The following is a 15,660-nucleotide window of genomic DNA, read 5'->3' as shown; positions in this document are numbered from 1 at the left end:
TCTGTCTCAGGGGGACTACAGCGAGACCGGGTAGACCGGCTCCTGGATCTCCGGCTTGATCCGGTCCTCGACGAAGATGCCGTGCCAGACCATGAAGACCAGCAGGGTCCACAGGCGGCGGCTGTGGTCGGACACACCCGCCTTGTGGTCGCGCAGCATCTGCAGGACGGCCGCCTTGTCGATCAGGTGGTCGGTCTGGGACTCGGCGATCTGGGTCTGCGCCCAGTCGTAGAGCTCGGTGCCGCGCAGCCAGTGCCGCAGCGGGACCGGGAAGCCGAGCTTGGCGCGGTTGAGGACGTGATCGGGGACGATCCCGTCCAGGGCCTGGCGCAGCGCGTACTTGGAGGTTTCCTTGGTGATCTTCTGGTCGTAGGGCAGACCCTGGGCGACCCGCATGACCTCGTTGTCCAGGAACGGCACGCGCAGTTCCAGCGAGTTGGCCATGGTCATCTTGTCGGCCTTGACCAGGATGTCGCCGCGCAGCCAGGTGAACAGGTCCAGGTGCTGCATCCGGGCCACCGGGTCCCAGCCCGCGGACTGGGCGTAGATCGGCGCGGTGACGTCCTGGTGGGTCCACTCGGGGCGGAACTCGCGCAGCACCGCGCGCAGCTGCGCGTCGTTGAAGCTGCGGGCGTTGCCGTAGTAGCGGTCCTCCAGGGTGAGCGAGCCGCGCTGCAACAGCGACTTGCCGCGCCTGCCGTCGGGGATCTTGTCGCCGAGCTTGCCGACGAGCTTGCGCAGCCCGGCGGGCAGGTACTCGAACGGCTTGAGCGACAACGGCTCCCGGTAGATGGTGTACCCGCCGAACAGCTCGTCGGCGCCCTCGCCGGAGAGCACCACCTTGACGTGCTTGCGGGCCTCCTTGGCCACGAAGTACAGCGGCACCAGGGCCGGGTCGGCGACCGGGTCGTCGAGGTACCAGACGATCTCGGGGATGGCGGCGGCGAACTCGGCGGGGGAGACCACCTTGACGATGTGGCGCGCGCCGATCAGCTCGGCGCTCTCGGCGGCCACGTCGACCTCGGAGTAGCCCTCGCGCTCGAACCCGGTGGTGAAGGTGATCAGCTTCGGGTTGTGCCGCATGGCCAGCGCCGCGATGGCGGTGGAGTCGATGCCGCCGGACAGGAACGAGCCGACGGTGACATCGGCGCGCATGTGCTTGGCGACGGAGTCCTCGAGCGCGGCGGCGATCTCGGCGTAGCGGGCCTGGGCGGCCCCCTCGGCGAACGGCCGGACCCGGAAGTCGGGACGGAAGTAGCGGGTGGCCCGCGGCGCCTGCCCGACCTTCACGGTGGCGTAGGTGCCGGACTCGAGGCGGCGGATGCTCTTGTGCAGCGACTCGGGCTCGGGCACGTACTGCAGCACGGTGTAGTGCTCGAGCGCGCGCGGGTCCAGCTCGTCGGAGACGCCGAGCGGGCTCAGCAGCTCCAGCACGCTCTTCTTCTCGCTGGCGAAGGCGGTGCCGCCGGGGCCGCTCGCGTAGAACAGCGGCTTGATGCCGAACGGGTCGCGCGCCAGGAACAGCTCCTGGGTCTCGGTGTCCCAGATCGCGAAGGCGAACATGCCGCGCAGCTTGCGCACGGCCTCGGGGCCCCAGAAGTGGAAGGCGGCCACGATCGACTCGCCGTCGCCGTCGGTGGCGAAGATCTTGCCCTCGGGGAACTCGGCGCCGTGCTCGGCGGCCAGCTGCTCGCGCAGTTCGAGGTAGTTGTAGATCTCGCCGTTGAAGGTCATCGCGTAGCGCTGCGGATTGTCCGCCGGGCCCCAGCGCAGCGGCTGGTGCGAGTGCTCGATATCGATGATGGAGAGGCGGTTGAAGCCGAAGATCATGTGATCGTCGTGCCAGGTGCCCTTCTCGTCGGGGCCGCGGTGCCGCTGGCAGTGCAGCGCGTCGTACACCTGATCGACCACCTCGGTCGTCGCCGTATCAGCTGTCAGGAATCCGAGCAGTCCGCACACGGTGTCGGCAACCTCGTCTCTGGAAGCGAGCGCATAGACGCTCTAACGTCTGGCCTACTGGGGCCCGGGGGTCTGGGCGGCGCATTGCGGTAGAACGATGTCGTAGCAATGCAATGCAGTCACCTTACTGGCGCCCGCAGGCGATGGCACCTCCCGCGCGGCATGTGTGACGACCGGCGAGGGCGTGATGCGGTCCATGGCAACGTATTCGCAGGTCGCCTACCCGGTCTCGGTATCGGCGGAGTGTCGAACACGACCCCGCGACAACTCGGTGCCCGCTTTGGTCTACGCTGCGTAGTACTCAGGTCCTTCTCAGGTGTGCAGGCGTCACAGCGGCAATACTCGAGGGCGGCCTGAAACGTGCTTGAAAGCGGTGTCGGAACGGGCGGATCGCGGCCCGGACGACGCAATGTGTCGGAATGTGTAGCGACCAGGAAGGCGTGAGCGTGGCGCACAAGGCGAGCGAAGAGATCGGGGCACGACCCGTTCGGGGTCGGCAGGGCCGCATCCTTCGACGGGCCGGGCTGGCGGTGTCCTTGGGGATCACTGCCGTCCTCGTCTCGGGCTGCTCGATCGACAATGTATGGCTGCGGTTCGGCTGGCCCTCGGGCATCACGCCGCAGGCCACCCGGATGCGGGAGCTGTGGACCTGGTCCGTGCTGGCCGCGCTCGCGATGGGCGTGCTGGTCTGGGGTCTGACCTTCTGGACCGTCATCATGCACCGCAAGCGCAAGGACTCCCCGGAGTTCCCGCGCCAGACGGGCTACAACGTGTCGCTGGAGCTGACCTACACGGCGATCCCGTTCGTGATCATCGCGGTGCTGTTCTACTTCACCGTGGTCGTGCAGAACTACGTGCACGAGAAGACGGACAACCCGGATGTCACCGTCGACGTGACCGCGTTCCAGTGGAACTGGAAGTTCGGCTACCGCAACATCAACAATGTCGGCGGGCTGACCTGGAACGGCATCGACTCCGAGCGTGAGCTGGCGAACGAAGAGCAGCTCGCGCAGTACGAGGAGCGCAAGAACGAAGAGGGTCACCCGCAGCCGGGCCCGGTGCACGGCAAGCCGGCCAACGACATCCTCTCGTACCTGCACTACGACAAGGTCGAGACCGTCGGTTCCAGCACCGAGATCCCGGTCCTGGTGCTGCCGACCGGCAAGCGCATCGAGTTCCAGCTCGCCGCCGCCGACGTGATCCACGCCTTCTGGGTGCCGGAGTTCATGTTCAAGCGCGACGTGATGCCGAACCCGAAGGAAAACCAGTCCGACAACGTCTTCCAGATCTCCGAGATCGAGAAGGAAGGCGCGTTCGTCGGCCGCTGCGCCGAGATGTGCGGTACCTACCACTCGATGATGAACTTCGAGGTCCGCGCGGTCTCGCCGGAGAAGTACGCCAAGTACATGCAGGCGCGCATCGACGGCAAGACCAACGGCGAGGCGCTCGAGTCGATCGGCGAGTCGCCGGTGGCCACCTCCACGTACCCCTTCAACACCAAGCGTGACATCAAGAGCGCTTCGGTGAACGAGAGCAAGTGAGGATTCTGATATGAGGATCGAAGCGCGGATCTTCGAACTGCTCACGGCGTTCTTCATCCTGGTGGGCATCGTCTACGGCTTCTTCACCGCTCAGTCGCGCACCGGCATCGAATGGGCCGGTACCACCGCGATCGTGCTGACCGCGGGCCTGTCGCTGATCATCGGCACCTACTTCCGCTTCGTCGCGCGCCGCATCGACCTGCGGCCCGAGGACTACGAGGAGGCCGAGATCGTCGACGGCGCCGGTGACCTGGGCTTCTTCTCGCCCGGCAGCTTCTGGCCGATCACCCTGGCCGCCGCCGGTTCGGTCACCGCGCTGGGCCTGGCGTTCTTCCAGTTCTGGCTGATCGGCCTCGGCGTGGTGCTCGTGCTCGCCGCCGCGGCTGGCCTGGTGTTCGAGTACTACATCGGCGCCGAGAAGCACTGAGCGACAACTACACAGACACAAGGGAAGGGCCCCACCGGAATCCGGTGGGGCCCTTCCCTCGTCGGTGGCCGGTGTGGGCTAGACGCTGTAGCGCAGCGCCTGCTCCGAGCGGCAGATGTCGTCGATGCCGGAGACGATCTCGCGCAGCTGCTCCGACGGCAGCGCGGAGGGACGCAGGCGGCAGGTGAAGGTGATCAGGCCGTAGTCGGCAGGCGACAGGCCGCGGGCGGCGGCCTCGGCCCGCAGGTACGGGGAGCGCACGCCGTAGGTCATCGCGGAGATGACGGTGAAGCAGCCGGTGCGTTCGCGGTGGGCGGCGAACAGGTCGTGCAGGCCGTAGAAGACCGAGCCGTAGTTGGCCAGCGGGGCGAACACGCCGACCCGGTAGGCCGGGCCGCGCTCCGACGAACTGATGACGGTGTCGGCCAGGTACTCCGCGTCGCGCATGGTGAGCACCTTCGGCGCGAACATCAGCGCGCCCGCCGCGGCGTTGCGCACCGGCATGCCCGCGCGCCCGCCCGCCGCCGAGGCGATGGCGCCCAGCGACTTGCGGGTGCGGGTGCCGACCTCGCGCCGCGCCCGCAGGCCACGGGTGGGGGCGGTGGGGTACAGGCTCGACCACTGGCCGAAGCGCACGGCGCCGAGGGTCACCTGGCCGGTGCCGACCGGGCGGGCCACCTTCAGCGGCGCGGTGTCGACCCAGCGGCCGACCTGCAGCGCCGCGCTGCCGGGGTTGGTGATCTCGGTGGTGGCGTGCTCGACGAAGGAATCGAAATCGAGGAACCGGTCGGCGTCGGTGGTCAGCCAGGTGTGGTCCTTGTCGACCTCGACGACATCGAGGGTCAGCGCGGTGATGATGCCCGCGCGCCCGCCCGCGCCGAGGATGCGGTGGAACCGCTCGGTGTGGTGGCCGCGCCCGCAGGTGCCGATCCGGCCGTCGGGGTCGACGTACTCGAGGTCGACGATCTGATCGATGAACATGCCGTAGCGGTGCGAGGCGGTGCTGACGCCACCGACGGAGGCGAAGCCGCCCGCGGTGATGTCGCGGTGGTCGCCGACCACCGGCAGGCCGAGGCCGTGCGCGCCGAGGCGGCGGTCGATCTCGGAGAGCTTGGCACCCGCCTGCACCCGGACCGTCCGCCTGCCCAGGTTGATGTCGAGCACCGAATTCATCTTGCGCAGCGAGAGCACCGCGCGCTGATCGGTCAGGCCATAGGACTCTTCGGTCTGCTCGCCGCCGCGAACCGTCAACCGTTCCGAACGATCGCGCGAATCACGTACAGTGCGAACGACATCCGCGGTGTCCCGGGGGAGATATTCTTCGGAGATGACGGAGTGCGGCGTGCCCATGACCGCATAGCTAACCACAGCTCGGCGATTCTTGCGCACGGTACCTCGGAGCTACTTCCGCGTAGGCGCGAGTCGCTTCGTGAACAGGACTTTCCCGGTCGCGTCGCACAGGTCGACGGTCAGTTCGCCGGAGCGCCCGTCGATGCGGACCTCGCCGAAATGCTGGTACTGCGCGTCCAGCGGCGAGGTGTTCGGCGCGGGCGGCGCGTGCACGAAGACCGCTTCCGGCCCGAAGGTCGGATCGAGCTCGTTCGGACCGAACGCCCCGGCGTTGAGCGGACCCGAGACGAACTCCCAGAACTCGTCGAAATCGGTGAAGGCGGCGCGCGCCGGCGAATAGTGGTGTGCCGCCGTGTAGTGCACGTCGGCGGTGAGCCAGACGACGTTGGTGACCTTGTTCGCCTTGATCGAAGAGAGCACCCGCGCGATCTCGGTCTCGCGGCCGCTGGGTGCGCCGGGAGCGGCGTTGGCCGGGCCCTCGAAGGCGGTCTTGCCGTCGGGGACGATCAGGCCCAGCGGCAGGTCGGCGGCGACGATCTTCCAGGTGGCCTTCGAATCCCGCAGGCCGTCGCTGAGCCAGCTGGTCTGCGCGGTGCCGAAGATGGCGCCCTGCGCCGCGGTGTTGGCGCCGTTGGCGTCCTTGTAGGCGCGCATGTCCAGGACGAAGACGTCCAGCAGCGGGCCATAGGAGATCTTGCGGTACAGGCGGCCGTCGACGGCTTCCCTGGGCTCCAGCGGCATCCACTCGTGGAAGGCCTGCCAGGCGCGCGTGGCCAGGGTGTCCATGCTGCGCTCGGTGTAGTTCTTGTCGGCGGCCACGGTGCCGCCGGGGTACCAGTTGTTGGTGGTCTCGTGGTCGTCCCACTGGACCACCTGGGCGACGGCGGCGTTGAAGCGGCGGTAGTTGTCGTCGGTGAGGTTGTAGGCGTAGTTGCCGCGGAACTGGTCGAGGGTCTCGGCCGGGGCGTTCTTGGCCTCGGCGGTGATGTTCTTCCAGACCCGGCCGTCGGGCAGGGTGACCGATTCCTTCAGCGCGTTGTCGGCGTAGACGCAGTCGCCGGAGTGCAGGAACAGGTGCGGGTCGCGCGCGGCCATCGTCGCGAAGACCTTCATGCCGCCCAGCTCGGGGTTGATGCCGAAGCCCTGGCCGGCGACATCGCCGGACCACAGCAGGCTGATGTCGGCGGGCGCGGTGGGCGCGGTGCGGAAGACGCCGGTCAGGGTGTCCGAGCTCGCGCCGTCCTCGCCCTCCAGGCGCACCCGGTAGTGCACGACCTGGCCCGCGGGCAGGCCGTTGACGCGCACCCGGCCGGTACCGTCGGTGGCCGGGGTGAGCAGGGGGCCGGTGAATCGCTTGACGTCGCTGAACTTCTCGGTCGCCGCCGTCTCCACGATCAGGGTCGCGGGGCGGTCCGAGCGCGCCCAGATCAGCGCGCCGTCGCTGCGCGGGTCACCGACGGCGATGCCGTGGGTCAGCGCGGGCCTGGCCGTGACCAGGCCGGGACCGTCGCCGCACGCCGCCAGCGCGGGCGTGGTCGCCAGACCGAGGGCGGTGGCGCGCAGCAGCGTGCGCCGGGACATCGCGAAATCCGAACCAGCCATGGCTGTCACGGTGCATCGCCGGTCGGAACGCCGGGACGCGGGCGCGGCAACGCCACATGAACGGTGTCGTACGGTCGGCTAACGGTCTTGCGTGCCGGGATGTCAGACGAGCAGGTCGAGCGGCAGCGGGTAGGCGTCGGCGGCGGTGCTGTCGTCGGTCAGCATCCGGGCGGCGGCGGCCTGCCAGTAGTCGAGCAGGGTGCGGTCGCCGGTGCCGCGGCGGATCGGGGCGCTGAAGGCCAGGCCGCGCGCGATCTCGACGGTGAGCAGGGCGATGCGCGGGAAGTCGGGATGGGCGGCGATCTCGGGACCGAACAGCTGGGCGAGCTGGGTACGCAGCTTGGCGCTGATCCGTTCGACCAGGGGGACGAGGGTGGCGTGTAGCGCGGGATTGGTGCGCGCGGCGGACCAGAGTTCCATCTCGGCGAGAAAGTCCGGGCCGGAGAACAATTCGCGCACGGCCGCGATCGCGGCGGCCAGCCGGTCGGCGGGCGGGTCGGCGTCGAAGCCGTCGATGATCCGCTGGGCGCGGACGGCGCGGCGCGTGACGAGTTCCTCGATGGTCGCGGTGAGCATGTCCTCGCGGGTGGGGAACTGGAACAGCAGCGAGCCGCGCGAGATGCCGGATTCGGCCTGGACGGCGCGCGTGGTCAGGGCCGTGTAGCCGCCCGCGGTGAGGATGGCGATGGCGGCGTCGATGACGGTCGCGCGAGCTCGCTCGCCGCGCGTCTGACTCGGCACGGTGCTGCCTCCCTCGGTTCCGGTCGGGTCGTGCTCGGTCCACCCTAGCGGTCGGCCACGCGGGTCCCGGTCGCGCACGAATTTACTAGGACATCTGGACTATAAGCGCGACCGGTGGTGAAATGTGTCACTAGTCCACATGGACTACATTGGTCTCGACGAGGAGTCAGATGTTGCTGTCCGAAACCGACGCCCCCACCCCGCGCCCCGAACTGCTCTACGACTTCGTCGAACGGTGGGCGGCGCGCACCCCCGATGCCACCGCCGTGTCCTACGGCGATCTGACCTGGACCTGGGCCCAGTGGTGGGAGCGGATCCGGCGGGCGGCCGGCGGCCTGCGCGCCGCCGGGGTGCGGCCCGCCGATCGCATCGCCTACCTCGGCAAGAACCATCCGGCGTGCCTCGAGCTGACCTTCGCCGCGGCCGCGCTCGGCGCCGCCACCGCGGTGGTGAACTGGCGCCAGGCCGGGGACGAACTGGCCTATGTCCTCGGCGACTGCGCGCCGCGGGTGCTGGTCGTCGACGACGAACTGCTGCCCGCGCTGACCGCGATCCGGGACCGGCTGACACCCGGGCTGACGGTGCTCGTCGTCGGCGGCGAGCACGACGAGTACGAATCCTTCCTGGCCGATGCCACCCCGGTGACCCCCGGCCCGGACCTGTCCGACACCGCCGACGCGTTGCTGATCTACAGCTCGGGCACCACCGGACGCCCCAAGGGCGTGGTGCTCGGCCAGCGGGCCCTGGTGGTGCACACGGCGAACATCCAGTCGATCTTCCCGGTCGACTCCGGCGACGTGAACCTGGTCGCGATGCCGATGTTCCACGTCGGCGGAATCTGCTACGCGTTCCTGGGGATTCGGGCCGGCATCGCCAGCATCGTGCTGCGGGAACCGGACGGTCCCTCGCTGCTGGCGGGGCTGGCCGCCGGGGCGACGCACGCCTTCTTCGTCCCGCCGGTCATCGCCCGGCTGCTCGCGGCGGGCGAGCCCGCCGTCGGCGCGGTCGCGCGATTGAAGTACCTGGGCTACGGCGCCGCCCCCATGCCGCTGCCGCTGCTGCGCGCGGCGCTGGCGGCCTGGCCGGACCTGGGCTTCGTGCAGGTCTACGGGCAGACCGAGCTGTCCGGGGTGGTCTGCGCGTTGCGGGCGGCCGAGCACCGCGATCCCGACCGGCCCCAGCTGCTGCTGTCCGCGGGCCGGGCCTACCCGAATATCGAGGTCCGCGTGGCCGATCCGGTCACCGGCGCCGAGATACCCGTCGGCGAGCAGGGCGAACTGTGGTTTCGCGGCGCGCAGCGGATGACCGGGTACCTGCACCGCCCCGAGGAGACCGCCGCGACCGTCACCGCCGACGGCTGGCTGCGCACCGGTGACATCGGCCGGGTCGACGAGGACGGCTACCTCTACGTCGAGGACCGGCTCAAGGACATGATCATCACCGGCGGCGAGAACGTCTACGGCCCCGAAGTCGAACGCGTCCTGCTCGACCACCCCGCCGTGACCGACGCCGCGATCATCGGGGTCCCCGACGAGCACTGGGGCGAATCGGTGAAGGCCGTGGTGGTCGCGGACGGTTCGATCGACGGCGCCACCCTCATCGCCTTCTGCCGGGAGCACCTCGCCGGCTACAAGTGCCCGCGCACCGTCGATTTCACGGCCGAACTCCCGCGCAACGCCAGCGGCAAGATCCTCAAACGCGAACTTCGGCGCCCCTACTGGGACAACCACGACCGCGTGATCTGACCGGAGCCGTCAGCGGCGGCGCGCAGGTCTCACAGGCCGACCGCGGCGGCGGTGTCGGGGTACCAGCGGGTGCACTCGGCGCGGAGGGGGACCTCGGTCTGGAGCTGGCACAGGACGGCGACGCCGCCGAGGAAGGAACGCAGGATGGGGGTGTGGCCGGGCGGCATCGTCAACTGGCGCAGCACGTTCGACAGGCGCAGGTCGGTCGCGAGGCGGACCTGTTTGCGCAGCCAGTCGGCGGAGAGCGGGTAGGTGGGCGACAGCAGCGCGTCGCGCACCGGTTGCAGGCGGGCGGCGACGGTGGCGATGTCGAGCTCGCGGCCCGGGGCGACGAAACCGTGGCGGCGGATGGCGACCTCGAGGTCGGCGGGGGAGTCGGCGATCACCGCGGCGCCGACATCACCCGCGACATCGAGGAAGGCGGCGGGCCACGGCGTGCACGCGCCGAAGTCGACGACGCCGAGGCGGCCGTCGGGCATGCGCAGGAAGTTGCCCGGGTGCGGGTCGCCGTAGACGAGGCCGGCGCGGGCGGGCGCGGAGAACAGGAAGCGCAGGATCAGCACGCCGAGGCGGTCGAGCTCGGCCGCCTCGCCGCGCACGATCAACCGCGACAGCGGGACACCGTCGAGCCATTCGGTGACCAGCACGTCACCGCGCTGGGCGATCACCCGGCTCAGCACCACGTCGGGATCGTCGGCGAAGGCGGCCGCGAACACCCGCTGATTGGCCGCCTCGCGGGCGTAGTCGAGTTCGGCGTTGATCTCCTCGCACAGCGCCTCGATCACCGGCCGGGTATCCGCGCCGGGCAGCAGCGCGGTGAACAGCGGAGTGGCGCGGCGCAGGGCCTGCAGGTCGGCCAGGACGGCCCGGCGCGCACCGGGATACATCACCTTGACCGCGACCGGGGTGCCGTCGTGCCAGCGGGCGCGGTGCACCTGACCGACCGAGGCGGCCGCGGAGGCGCGGTCGTCGAATTCCAGGAACAGCGAACGCCAGTCGGGGCCGAGCTGGGCGGCCAGTTCGGTGTGCACGGCGGCGGGCAGCATGGCGGGCGCGGAATCGTGCAGCCGTGCCATCGCCTGCCGGAACGGTTCGGCCAGATCGGGGGCCAGGCCCAGTTCGAGCAGGCCGAGCAGCTGCCCCAGTTTCGCGACGCAGCCCTTGAGTTCGCCGAGCACCTGGAACAGATGCTCGGCGGTCCTGGCCCGGATATCGCGGTCGACGTCCTCGGGCGCGCGCCCGATCGCCTTCTTGCCGAACCCGGCGATGCGCCGTCCGGCATAGGCGACCGGCACCGCGGCCAGCCGGGCGCTGCGCACGACCTTGCCGGTGGGGGGATGGCCGACGCGGGTGTCCGGAGCGGAGCGGGCGAACGGCAGCACCCGGCCTTCGGGGTCGCGACCGACCATGTCCACCTCACTGCCCCGCCGGAATGAGTCGACGCCTACCCGGCGCCGTGTCCTGTGAGGCTATCAACCGGGTGCGGGCCGCGTCGCGGGTCGGCGCGGGTAGCTCAGCCGAGCGCGCCGAGCCCGTGCAACGTGCGATGGATCTCGGCGGTCCAGTCGTGCTGCGCCAGTTGCGCGTAGTCGACCCAGAAGGTGCCGATGCCGTCCCGATCCTCGCGGAACCAGCCGCCCTCGATGTCGGCTTCCAGGACGACGCTCATGCCGTGCTCGGCGGCGACGAAGGTGAGCTCGAGCTGATTCACCCGGGGAAAGTGGTGCGAGCGACCGAACTCGATCTCCTGATAGAACGGCAGCCGCTGCGGCGTGCCCGCGATGGTGCCCGCCTCCACATCGGTGCGGTGCAGCCCGAAACCCATGCGCCGCACGGCATCGAGCACGACGTGCTGGGCGGGCAGTGCCCCGATGCCGAGCGGATCGGTGTCGGTGGCGTCGACGGCGCCGTGGATGTCGACCACGGTGCGCAGCGCGACACCGGCGCCCGGCAGGTGCTGACCGTCGAAGAAGGTGATCGGTGTCTCGAGGGGAACCGGTGCGGCGAAGCGCAATTCGGCCACCGTGCCGGCGAGGAGGGTGAACGGACCGGCCACCCCGGCCCGGCCGAAGCCGTGGTCGGTGACGTGTTCCTCGCCGTCGGCGTACTCACGCTCGACCCGGGTGACGAACTCGACGGCCACGTGCCCGATCGACTGGTCGACGCGGCCGCCGCGCAGCCGCACCACTCCCTCGACCAGGCCACCCGGTTGCGCACCGGGGGTGAACAATTCGGTTTCCACTTCGGCGCCGCCGACACCGGCCGCGGCCAGCAATTGCTTGAACATGCGAGCAGTCTGGCCGACGGCGCTTACGATCCGCTTGCCGTCGGCCGGTGCTGTGGGTCAGCTCTCGCGGCGCCGGGCGCCGCGGGACGAGTCAGCTGGCGGCGGTGTCGGGGATGCGGGTGGCCTCGAGCTGGCGATCGGTGGGGGCGACGCCCTTCTTGAGGCTGTGCGCGTAGACGTCGACGTATTCCTGGCCGGTGAGGCGCATCAGCTCGTACATCACCTCGTCGGTGACGGCGCGCTCGACGAAGCGGTTACCGCTCATGCCCTCGTAGCGGGAGAAGTCCAGCGGCGCACCGAACTTGAGAGTGACCCGCTGCCGACGCCACTTGAACGGTCCGGGCGGGCTCACCTTGTCGGTGCCGATGACGGCGACCGGGATGACCGGGACACCGGTCTCCAGCGCCAGCCGCGCCATGCCGGTCTTGCCCTTGTACAGGCGACCGTCGGGGGAGCGGGTGCCCTCCGGGTACAGGCCGACCAGCATGCCCTTGTCGAGCAGCTTGCGGGCCGCGTTGAGCGCGTCCTCGGCGGCCGAGGCGCCGCTGCGGTCGATCGGGTACTGGCCGGTGCCGCTGAAGAAGAACTTCTGCAGGCGGCCCTTGAGGCCGGGGGTGGTGAAGTACTCGGCCTTGGCGAGGTAGCTGATCCGGCGCGGGCTCAGCAGCGGCGCGAACAGCCAGTCGGAGAACGAGAGGTGGTTGCCGGCCATGATCGCCGGCCCGTCGGTGGGGACGTTCTCGACGCCCTCGACCACGGGTCGGTTGTATAGGTGCATGAACGGTCCCGGGAAGACGAACTTGAGCAGCCAGTAGAACATGGCGTCCTTTCCTCGGAACCGGGATCGTGGGGTGCAGCCTCGTCGGAAACCGACTTTACCGCTGGTCGCAGGTCACAACCAACCCGAGACGGTAGCCGCATCACACGGTTGTGACGCTCATCTCCCGCTCCGGCCCGCCACCGGCGTGTCGACCGCGGCCCTGGCCAATTCGGCCGCGCCGATCATGCCCGCCGCCTCGCCGAGCTGGGTGGTGCGCAGGCGGGCGAGGGGCCGGTGCCCGGCGCCGGTGACCGCGCGCGCGTAGTGCTCGCGGGCCTCGTCGAGGAACAGCGGCGCCGAACTGCTCACGCCGCCCGCGATCACCACCAGGTCGGGATCGAAGATGTCGCTGACGAAGGCCAGGCCGAGTCCGAGCCAGCGCGCGAAGTCGGCCATCACCCGGACCGCGAGCGGATCGCCGTCCTGGGCGGCGCCCGCCACCCGGCGGCCGGTCAGCGAGCCGGGATCGCGGATGACGTCCCCGGCGAGCACCGAGCGCACCGGATCGGTGGCCAGCAGTTCGATCGCGGTGTCGGCCAGCGCGGTGCCACTGCAGTAGCGCTCCCAGCAGCCGCGTTTGCCGCACGCGCAGGCCCGGCCCTCCGGCACCACCTGCAGATGCCCGAGTTCGGGCGCGACGCCGTGGCTGCCGCGATAGAGCTTGCCGTCGATGAGCAGGGCGGCGCCGATGCCGGTGCCGATCGCGACCAGGACAACGGTGTGCCCGCCCGCGGCCGCGCCGAAGCGGTACTCGGCCCAGCCCGCGGCGTTCGCGTCGTGCTCCAGGATCACCGGCAGGCCGAGGCGGGCGGTCAGCCGCTGCGCGACCGGGGCGTCCTGCCAGGGCAGGTGCGGCGCGAACCGGACCGTCGAACGGTCCTCGGAGATGAAACCGGCGACGGCGAGCCCGACCGCGGCGATCGGATGCCTGCGCGCGAGGTCGCGGACCGCGCGGTCGATGGCGTCCTCGAGTGCGCGCGCCGCGTGCGGCGTCGGGGCCTGCACGGAATCGAGCACCTCGCCCTCGGCGTCGACGACCGAGGCGCGGATGTTCGTGCCACCGACATCGATGCCGACGGTGAGCAGGTGTTGACGGTCGATCCCCTGGGTCATCCCCGGATCGTCACCGGAATGTCGACATAACGCGAGCGTGGCGCGCGGGTGGGACGGGATCGGTCGCCGTGGGGACGCTCGGCGTGCTCGGGCTCGGTCGGCGCCTGGGTGGCGAAACGGCCGGTGCCGGACCCGGTGTCGGCCGGGACCTGCGCGGCGGCGCCGGGGCGTGCCGGTGCGCCCTGTGGCCGGGGCGCGGCGAATTCGTCGACCCGGCGGGGGCGCGGGGTGCCGTCGGGACGGGCCGAACCCCAGCGCAGGCGGGAGCGGGTCGCCGTGTCGGCGGGGGATTCGTCCGCGGCCGCGAACGTGTCGCGGGCGTGCGGAGCGGTGCTGTTCGGCGCTGCGCCGGAACCCGGTGCCGCCGTGGTGTCTTCCTGCTGCGCACCCGGGCCGGGCGTGGCGCTGTGACCGGACGCTCCGTCGTGGCTGTCCGCGCCCGGCCGGTCCCCGGTGGCGCCGTCGTGGTGCGCCCACCCGGACTCGTGCGAATCATGGTGTGCGGCGGCGTATTCGGCCCACTCGGGCGGCAGCACCGGCTCCACGGGGACGCCGGCGAGCGCCTCGCGCAGCACCGTCACCATCGAGGTGCCGTGCTCGGCGAGGGCGGCGACCACGTCGTGGTGTTCGCCGCGCATCAGGGCCGCGGCCGCGCAGACCGGGCACCAGGCGCAGCCGCCGAGATCGGCCTGACCGTCGGCGGCGGTGCGGCGCAGCACGGGTTCGACTCTGGCCAGCAGCACTTCGGCCAGCAGCCGCAGCTCCTCGGTGAACTCGGCGAAGCCGTCGGGGTGGTGGCCGCGGCGGTCGGACTGGGAGTCACTGCTCATCTGCGGTGGCCTTCGTGTAGTTCGGATCGGCGGGCCAGACCTGCGGATCGGGCCGGAAGCGGACCACCAGATGACCGTCGTCGAGCTCGGCGCCCGCCACCGTGCAGCGTTGCAGCACCGGTGCGAGCCGGACGCGTGTGCGTACCCCGTCGGCTCCCACGATCAGATCGTCCTCCACTCGGCCCAGCCGCAAGGTGCCGGGATCGACCACCGGCAGCCGCATCCGCATCGCGTACACGGAGTCGACACCGGAGCCGGACTCCCATCGAACCATCGGTTCGCCCGAATGCGCGCTCTGAGCGTGTGGGCCGGGCAGCGTGTCGACCGCGTAGGAGAACGCCGACAGCGCGCTCAGCCCCACCGGTTCGGCGCCCGCGTGCTGGGCGATCAGGATCGGGACGTCGGTGAGCTGCTCGTGCAGCCGCGCCACCACCTCGAGCTGCTCGGCGCGGCGGTTCAGGTACCAGTGCACGGCCGGATGGGCGCTCTCGCCGGGCGAGGGCACCGGCGGCAGCACCTTGTTCACCACCACCGCGTCCAGCCGCAGGCCCAGCAGCGCGGCCGCCGACCGCACGCGCCGGGACTCGGCGACGGCCACCTGCTCGGGACCGGTGATCAGCCGGGCGCTGGTGCGGGTGCGGTCGGCGAGCAGGTCGCGGACCCCGCCCACCGCGGTGACGATCCGCTCGACCGTGGCCGCCAGCACCGCCTTGCGCAGGTCGGGGCCGATCGCGCTCATCGAGCGGGCGTGCCGCGGCCAGAGCCGTTCGAGATAGGTGAGCAGGGTGTCCGGCGCGGTGACCAGGCGCAGCATGTCGGCCGAGGGCGGGCAGTCGACGACGATGACGTCCCAGTCGTCCTCCTCGGTGTACTGGGCGATCTCCACCAGCATCAGCAGTTCCTGCACGCCCGGCAGCCCGGTCAGCTCGGCCGGGTCGATCGCGGTCAGGTCGACGCCGTGATCGTGGCCGCCGCCCTTGGCCAGCATCCGCACGACATCGCGGAACCGGTCCTCGAGCAGCGCGAGGGAATCGATCTCGATCACCTCGAGCCCGGGCGCCACCCTGGCCACCCCGGCGACGGTGCCCGGATCGTGCGGGAAGCGGAAGCCGAGCGCGTCACCGAGCGAATGCGCCTGGTCCAGCGAGGCGATCAGCACCCGCTGCCCGGCGCGGGCGTAGGCCATGGCCGTCGCGCAGGCCAGCGTCGTCTTGCCGACACCGCCCTTACCGACGAACAGTTCGA

At 70.7% G+C, this 15,660-nt stretch carries 13 protein-coding genes; 3 read left to right on the top strand and 10 right to left on the bottom strand.

Going from position 1 to position 15,660, the window contains the following annotated elements; all coding sequences use genetic code 11:
- Positions 1–15 precede the first annotated feature (15 nt).
- Positions 16–1,959 (bottom strand): asparagine synthase (glutamine-hydrolyzing), encoded by a 1,944-nt coding sequence (gene asnB, locus ACFYWJ_RS31965; protein WP_355280063.1) that lies wholly within the window; start codon positions 1,957–1,959, stop codon positions 16–18.
- A 419-nt stretch (positions 1,960–2,378) separates the two neighbouring features.
- On the opposite strand from asnB, the gene ACFYWJ_RS31960 reads away from it, so the two are divergent.
- Positions 2,379–3,500, top strand: coding sequence for a cytochrome c oxidase subunit II (locus tag ACFYWJ_RS31960; protein WP_387163547.1), 1,122 nt, complete (start codon positions 2,379–2,381; stop codon positions 3,498–3,500).
- A gap of 10 nt (positions 3,501–3,510) precedes the next feature.
- Entirely contained in the window at positions 3,511–3,927 is a 417-nt protein-coding gene (locus ACFYWJ_RS31955) for a cytochrome c oxidase subunit 4 (RefSeq protein ID WP_342801330.1), read from the top strand.
- A 78-nt stretch (positions 3,928–4,005) separates the two neighbouring features.
- Here the strand turns inward: ACFYWJ_RS31955 and ACFYWJ_RS31950 are convergent, their stop codons facing one another.
- The 3 genes from ACFYWJ_RS31950 to ACFYWJ_RS31940 all read right to left on the bottom strand — a co-directional run bounded on the left by ACFYWJ_RS31950 (position 4,006) and on the right by ACFYWJ_RS31940 (position 7,620).
- Positions 4,006–5,277, bottom strand: coding sequence for an FAD-binding oxidoreductase (locus ACFYWJ_RS31950; RefSeq protein WP_355280066.1), 1,272 nt, complete (start codon positions 5,275–5,277; stop codon positions 4,006–4,008).
- Positions 5,278–5,328: 51 nt separating this feature from the next.
- Positions 5,329–6,879, bottom strand: a complete 1,551-nt coding sequence (locus ACFYWJ_RS31945) for an alkaline phosphatase D family protein (RefSeq protein ID WP_355280069.1) — start codon at positions 6,877–6,879, stop codon at positions 5,329–5,331.
- Positions 6,880–6,981: 102 nt separating this feature from the next.
- Positions 6,982–7,620: a TetR/AcrR family transcriptional regulator gene (locus ACFYWJ_RS31940; RefSeq protein WP_355280072.1), complete on the bottom strand. Its 639-nt coding sequence runs from the start codon at positions 7,618–7,620 to the stop codon at positions 6,982–6,984.
- Positions 7,621–7,790: 170 nt separating this feature from the next.
- On the opposite strand from ACFYWJ_RS31940, the gene ACFYWJ_RS31935 reads away from it, so the two are divergent.
- The gene (locus ACFYWJ_RS31935) at positions 7,791–9,365 is read left to right on the top strand and encodes an AMP-binding protein (protein ID WP_355280074.1); all 1,575 of its coding nucleotides are present in this window, start codon (positions 7,791–7,793) and stop codon (positions 9,363–9,365) included.
- A 29-nt stretch (positions 9,366–9,394) separates the two neighbouring features.
- Here ACFYWJ_RS31935 and ACFYWJ_RS31930 read toward each other — a convergent pair whose 3' ends face one another.
- The 6 genes from ACFYWJ_RS31930 to ACFYWJ_RS31905 form a co-directional block, all read right to left on the bottom strand.
- Positions 9,395–10,774 carry an AarF/ABC1/UbiB kinase family protein gene (locus ACFYWJ_RS31930; RefSeq protein ID WP_355280077.1) on the bottom strand — a complete coding sequence of 460 codons (1,380 nt, stop codon included), beginning with the start codon at positions 10,772–10,774 and terminating at the stop codon, positions 9,395–9,397.
- Positions 10,775–10,878: 104 nt separating this feature from the next.
- Positions 10,879–11,652, bottom strand: a complete 774-nt coding sequence (locus ACFYWJ_RS31925; protein WP_355280080.1) for a sporulation protein — start codon at positions 11,650–11,652, stop codon at positions 10,879–10,881.
- A gap of 91 nt (positions 11,653–11,743) precedes the next feature.
- Positions 11,744–12,472, bottom strand: coding sequence for a lysophospholipid acyltransferase family protein (locus tag ACFYWJ_RS31920; RefSeq protein WP_355280083.1), 729 nt, complete (start codon positions 12,470–12,472; stop codon positions 11,744–11,746).
- 117 nt (positions 12,473–12,589) lie between these two features.
- Positions 12,590–13,585: an ROK family protein gene (locus tag ACFYWJ_RS31915; protein ID WP_355280085.1), complete on the bottom strand. Its 996-nt coding sequence runs from the start codon at positions 13,583–13,585 to the stop codon at positions 12,590–12,592.
- Positions 13,582–14,415 carry a hypothetical protein gene (locus ACFYWJ_RS31910; protein ID WP_355280088.1) on the bottom strand — a complete coding sequence of 278 codons (834 nt, stop codon included), beginning with the start codon at positions 14,413–14,415 and terminating at the stop codon, positions 13,582–13,584. The genes ACFYWJ_RS31915 and ACFYWJ_RS31910 overlap by 4 nt, the downstream gene beginning before the upstream one ends.
- Entirely contained in the window at positions 14,405–15,655 is a 1,251-nt protein-coding gene (locus tag ACFYWJ_RS31905) for an ArsA family ATPase (protein WP_378833503.1), read from the bottom strand. Before ACFYWJ_RS31905 ends, ACFYWJ_RS31910 begins: the two co-directional genes overlap by 11 nt.
- Positions 15,656–15,660 lie beyond the last annotated feature (5 nt).

The organism is Nocardia sp. NPDC003269, from assembly GCF_042888005.1.
Classification (GTDB): domain Bacteria; phylum Actinomycetota; class Actinomycetes; order Mycobacteriales; family Mycobacteriaceae; genus Nocardia.
Note: the sequence above shows the minus strand (reverse complement) of the source record. Positions and strands in the feature narration are given on the sequence as shown.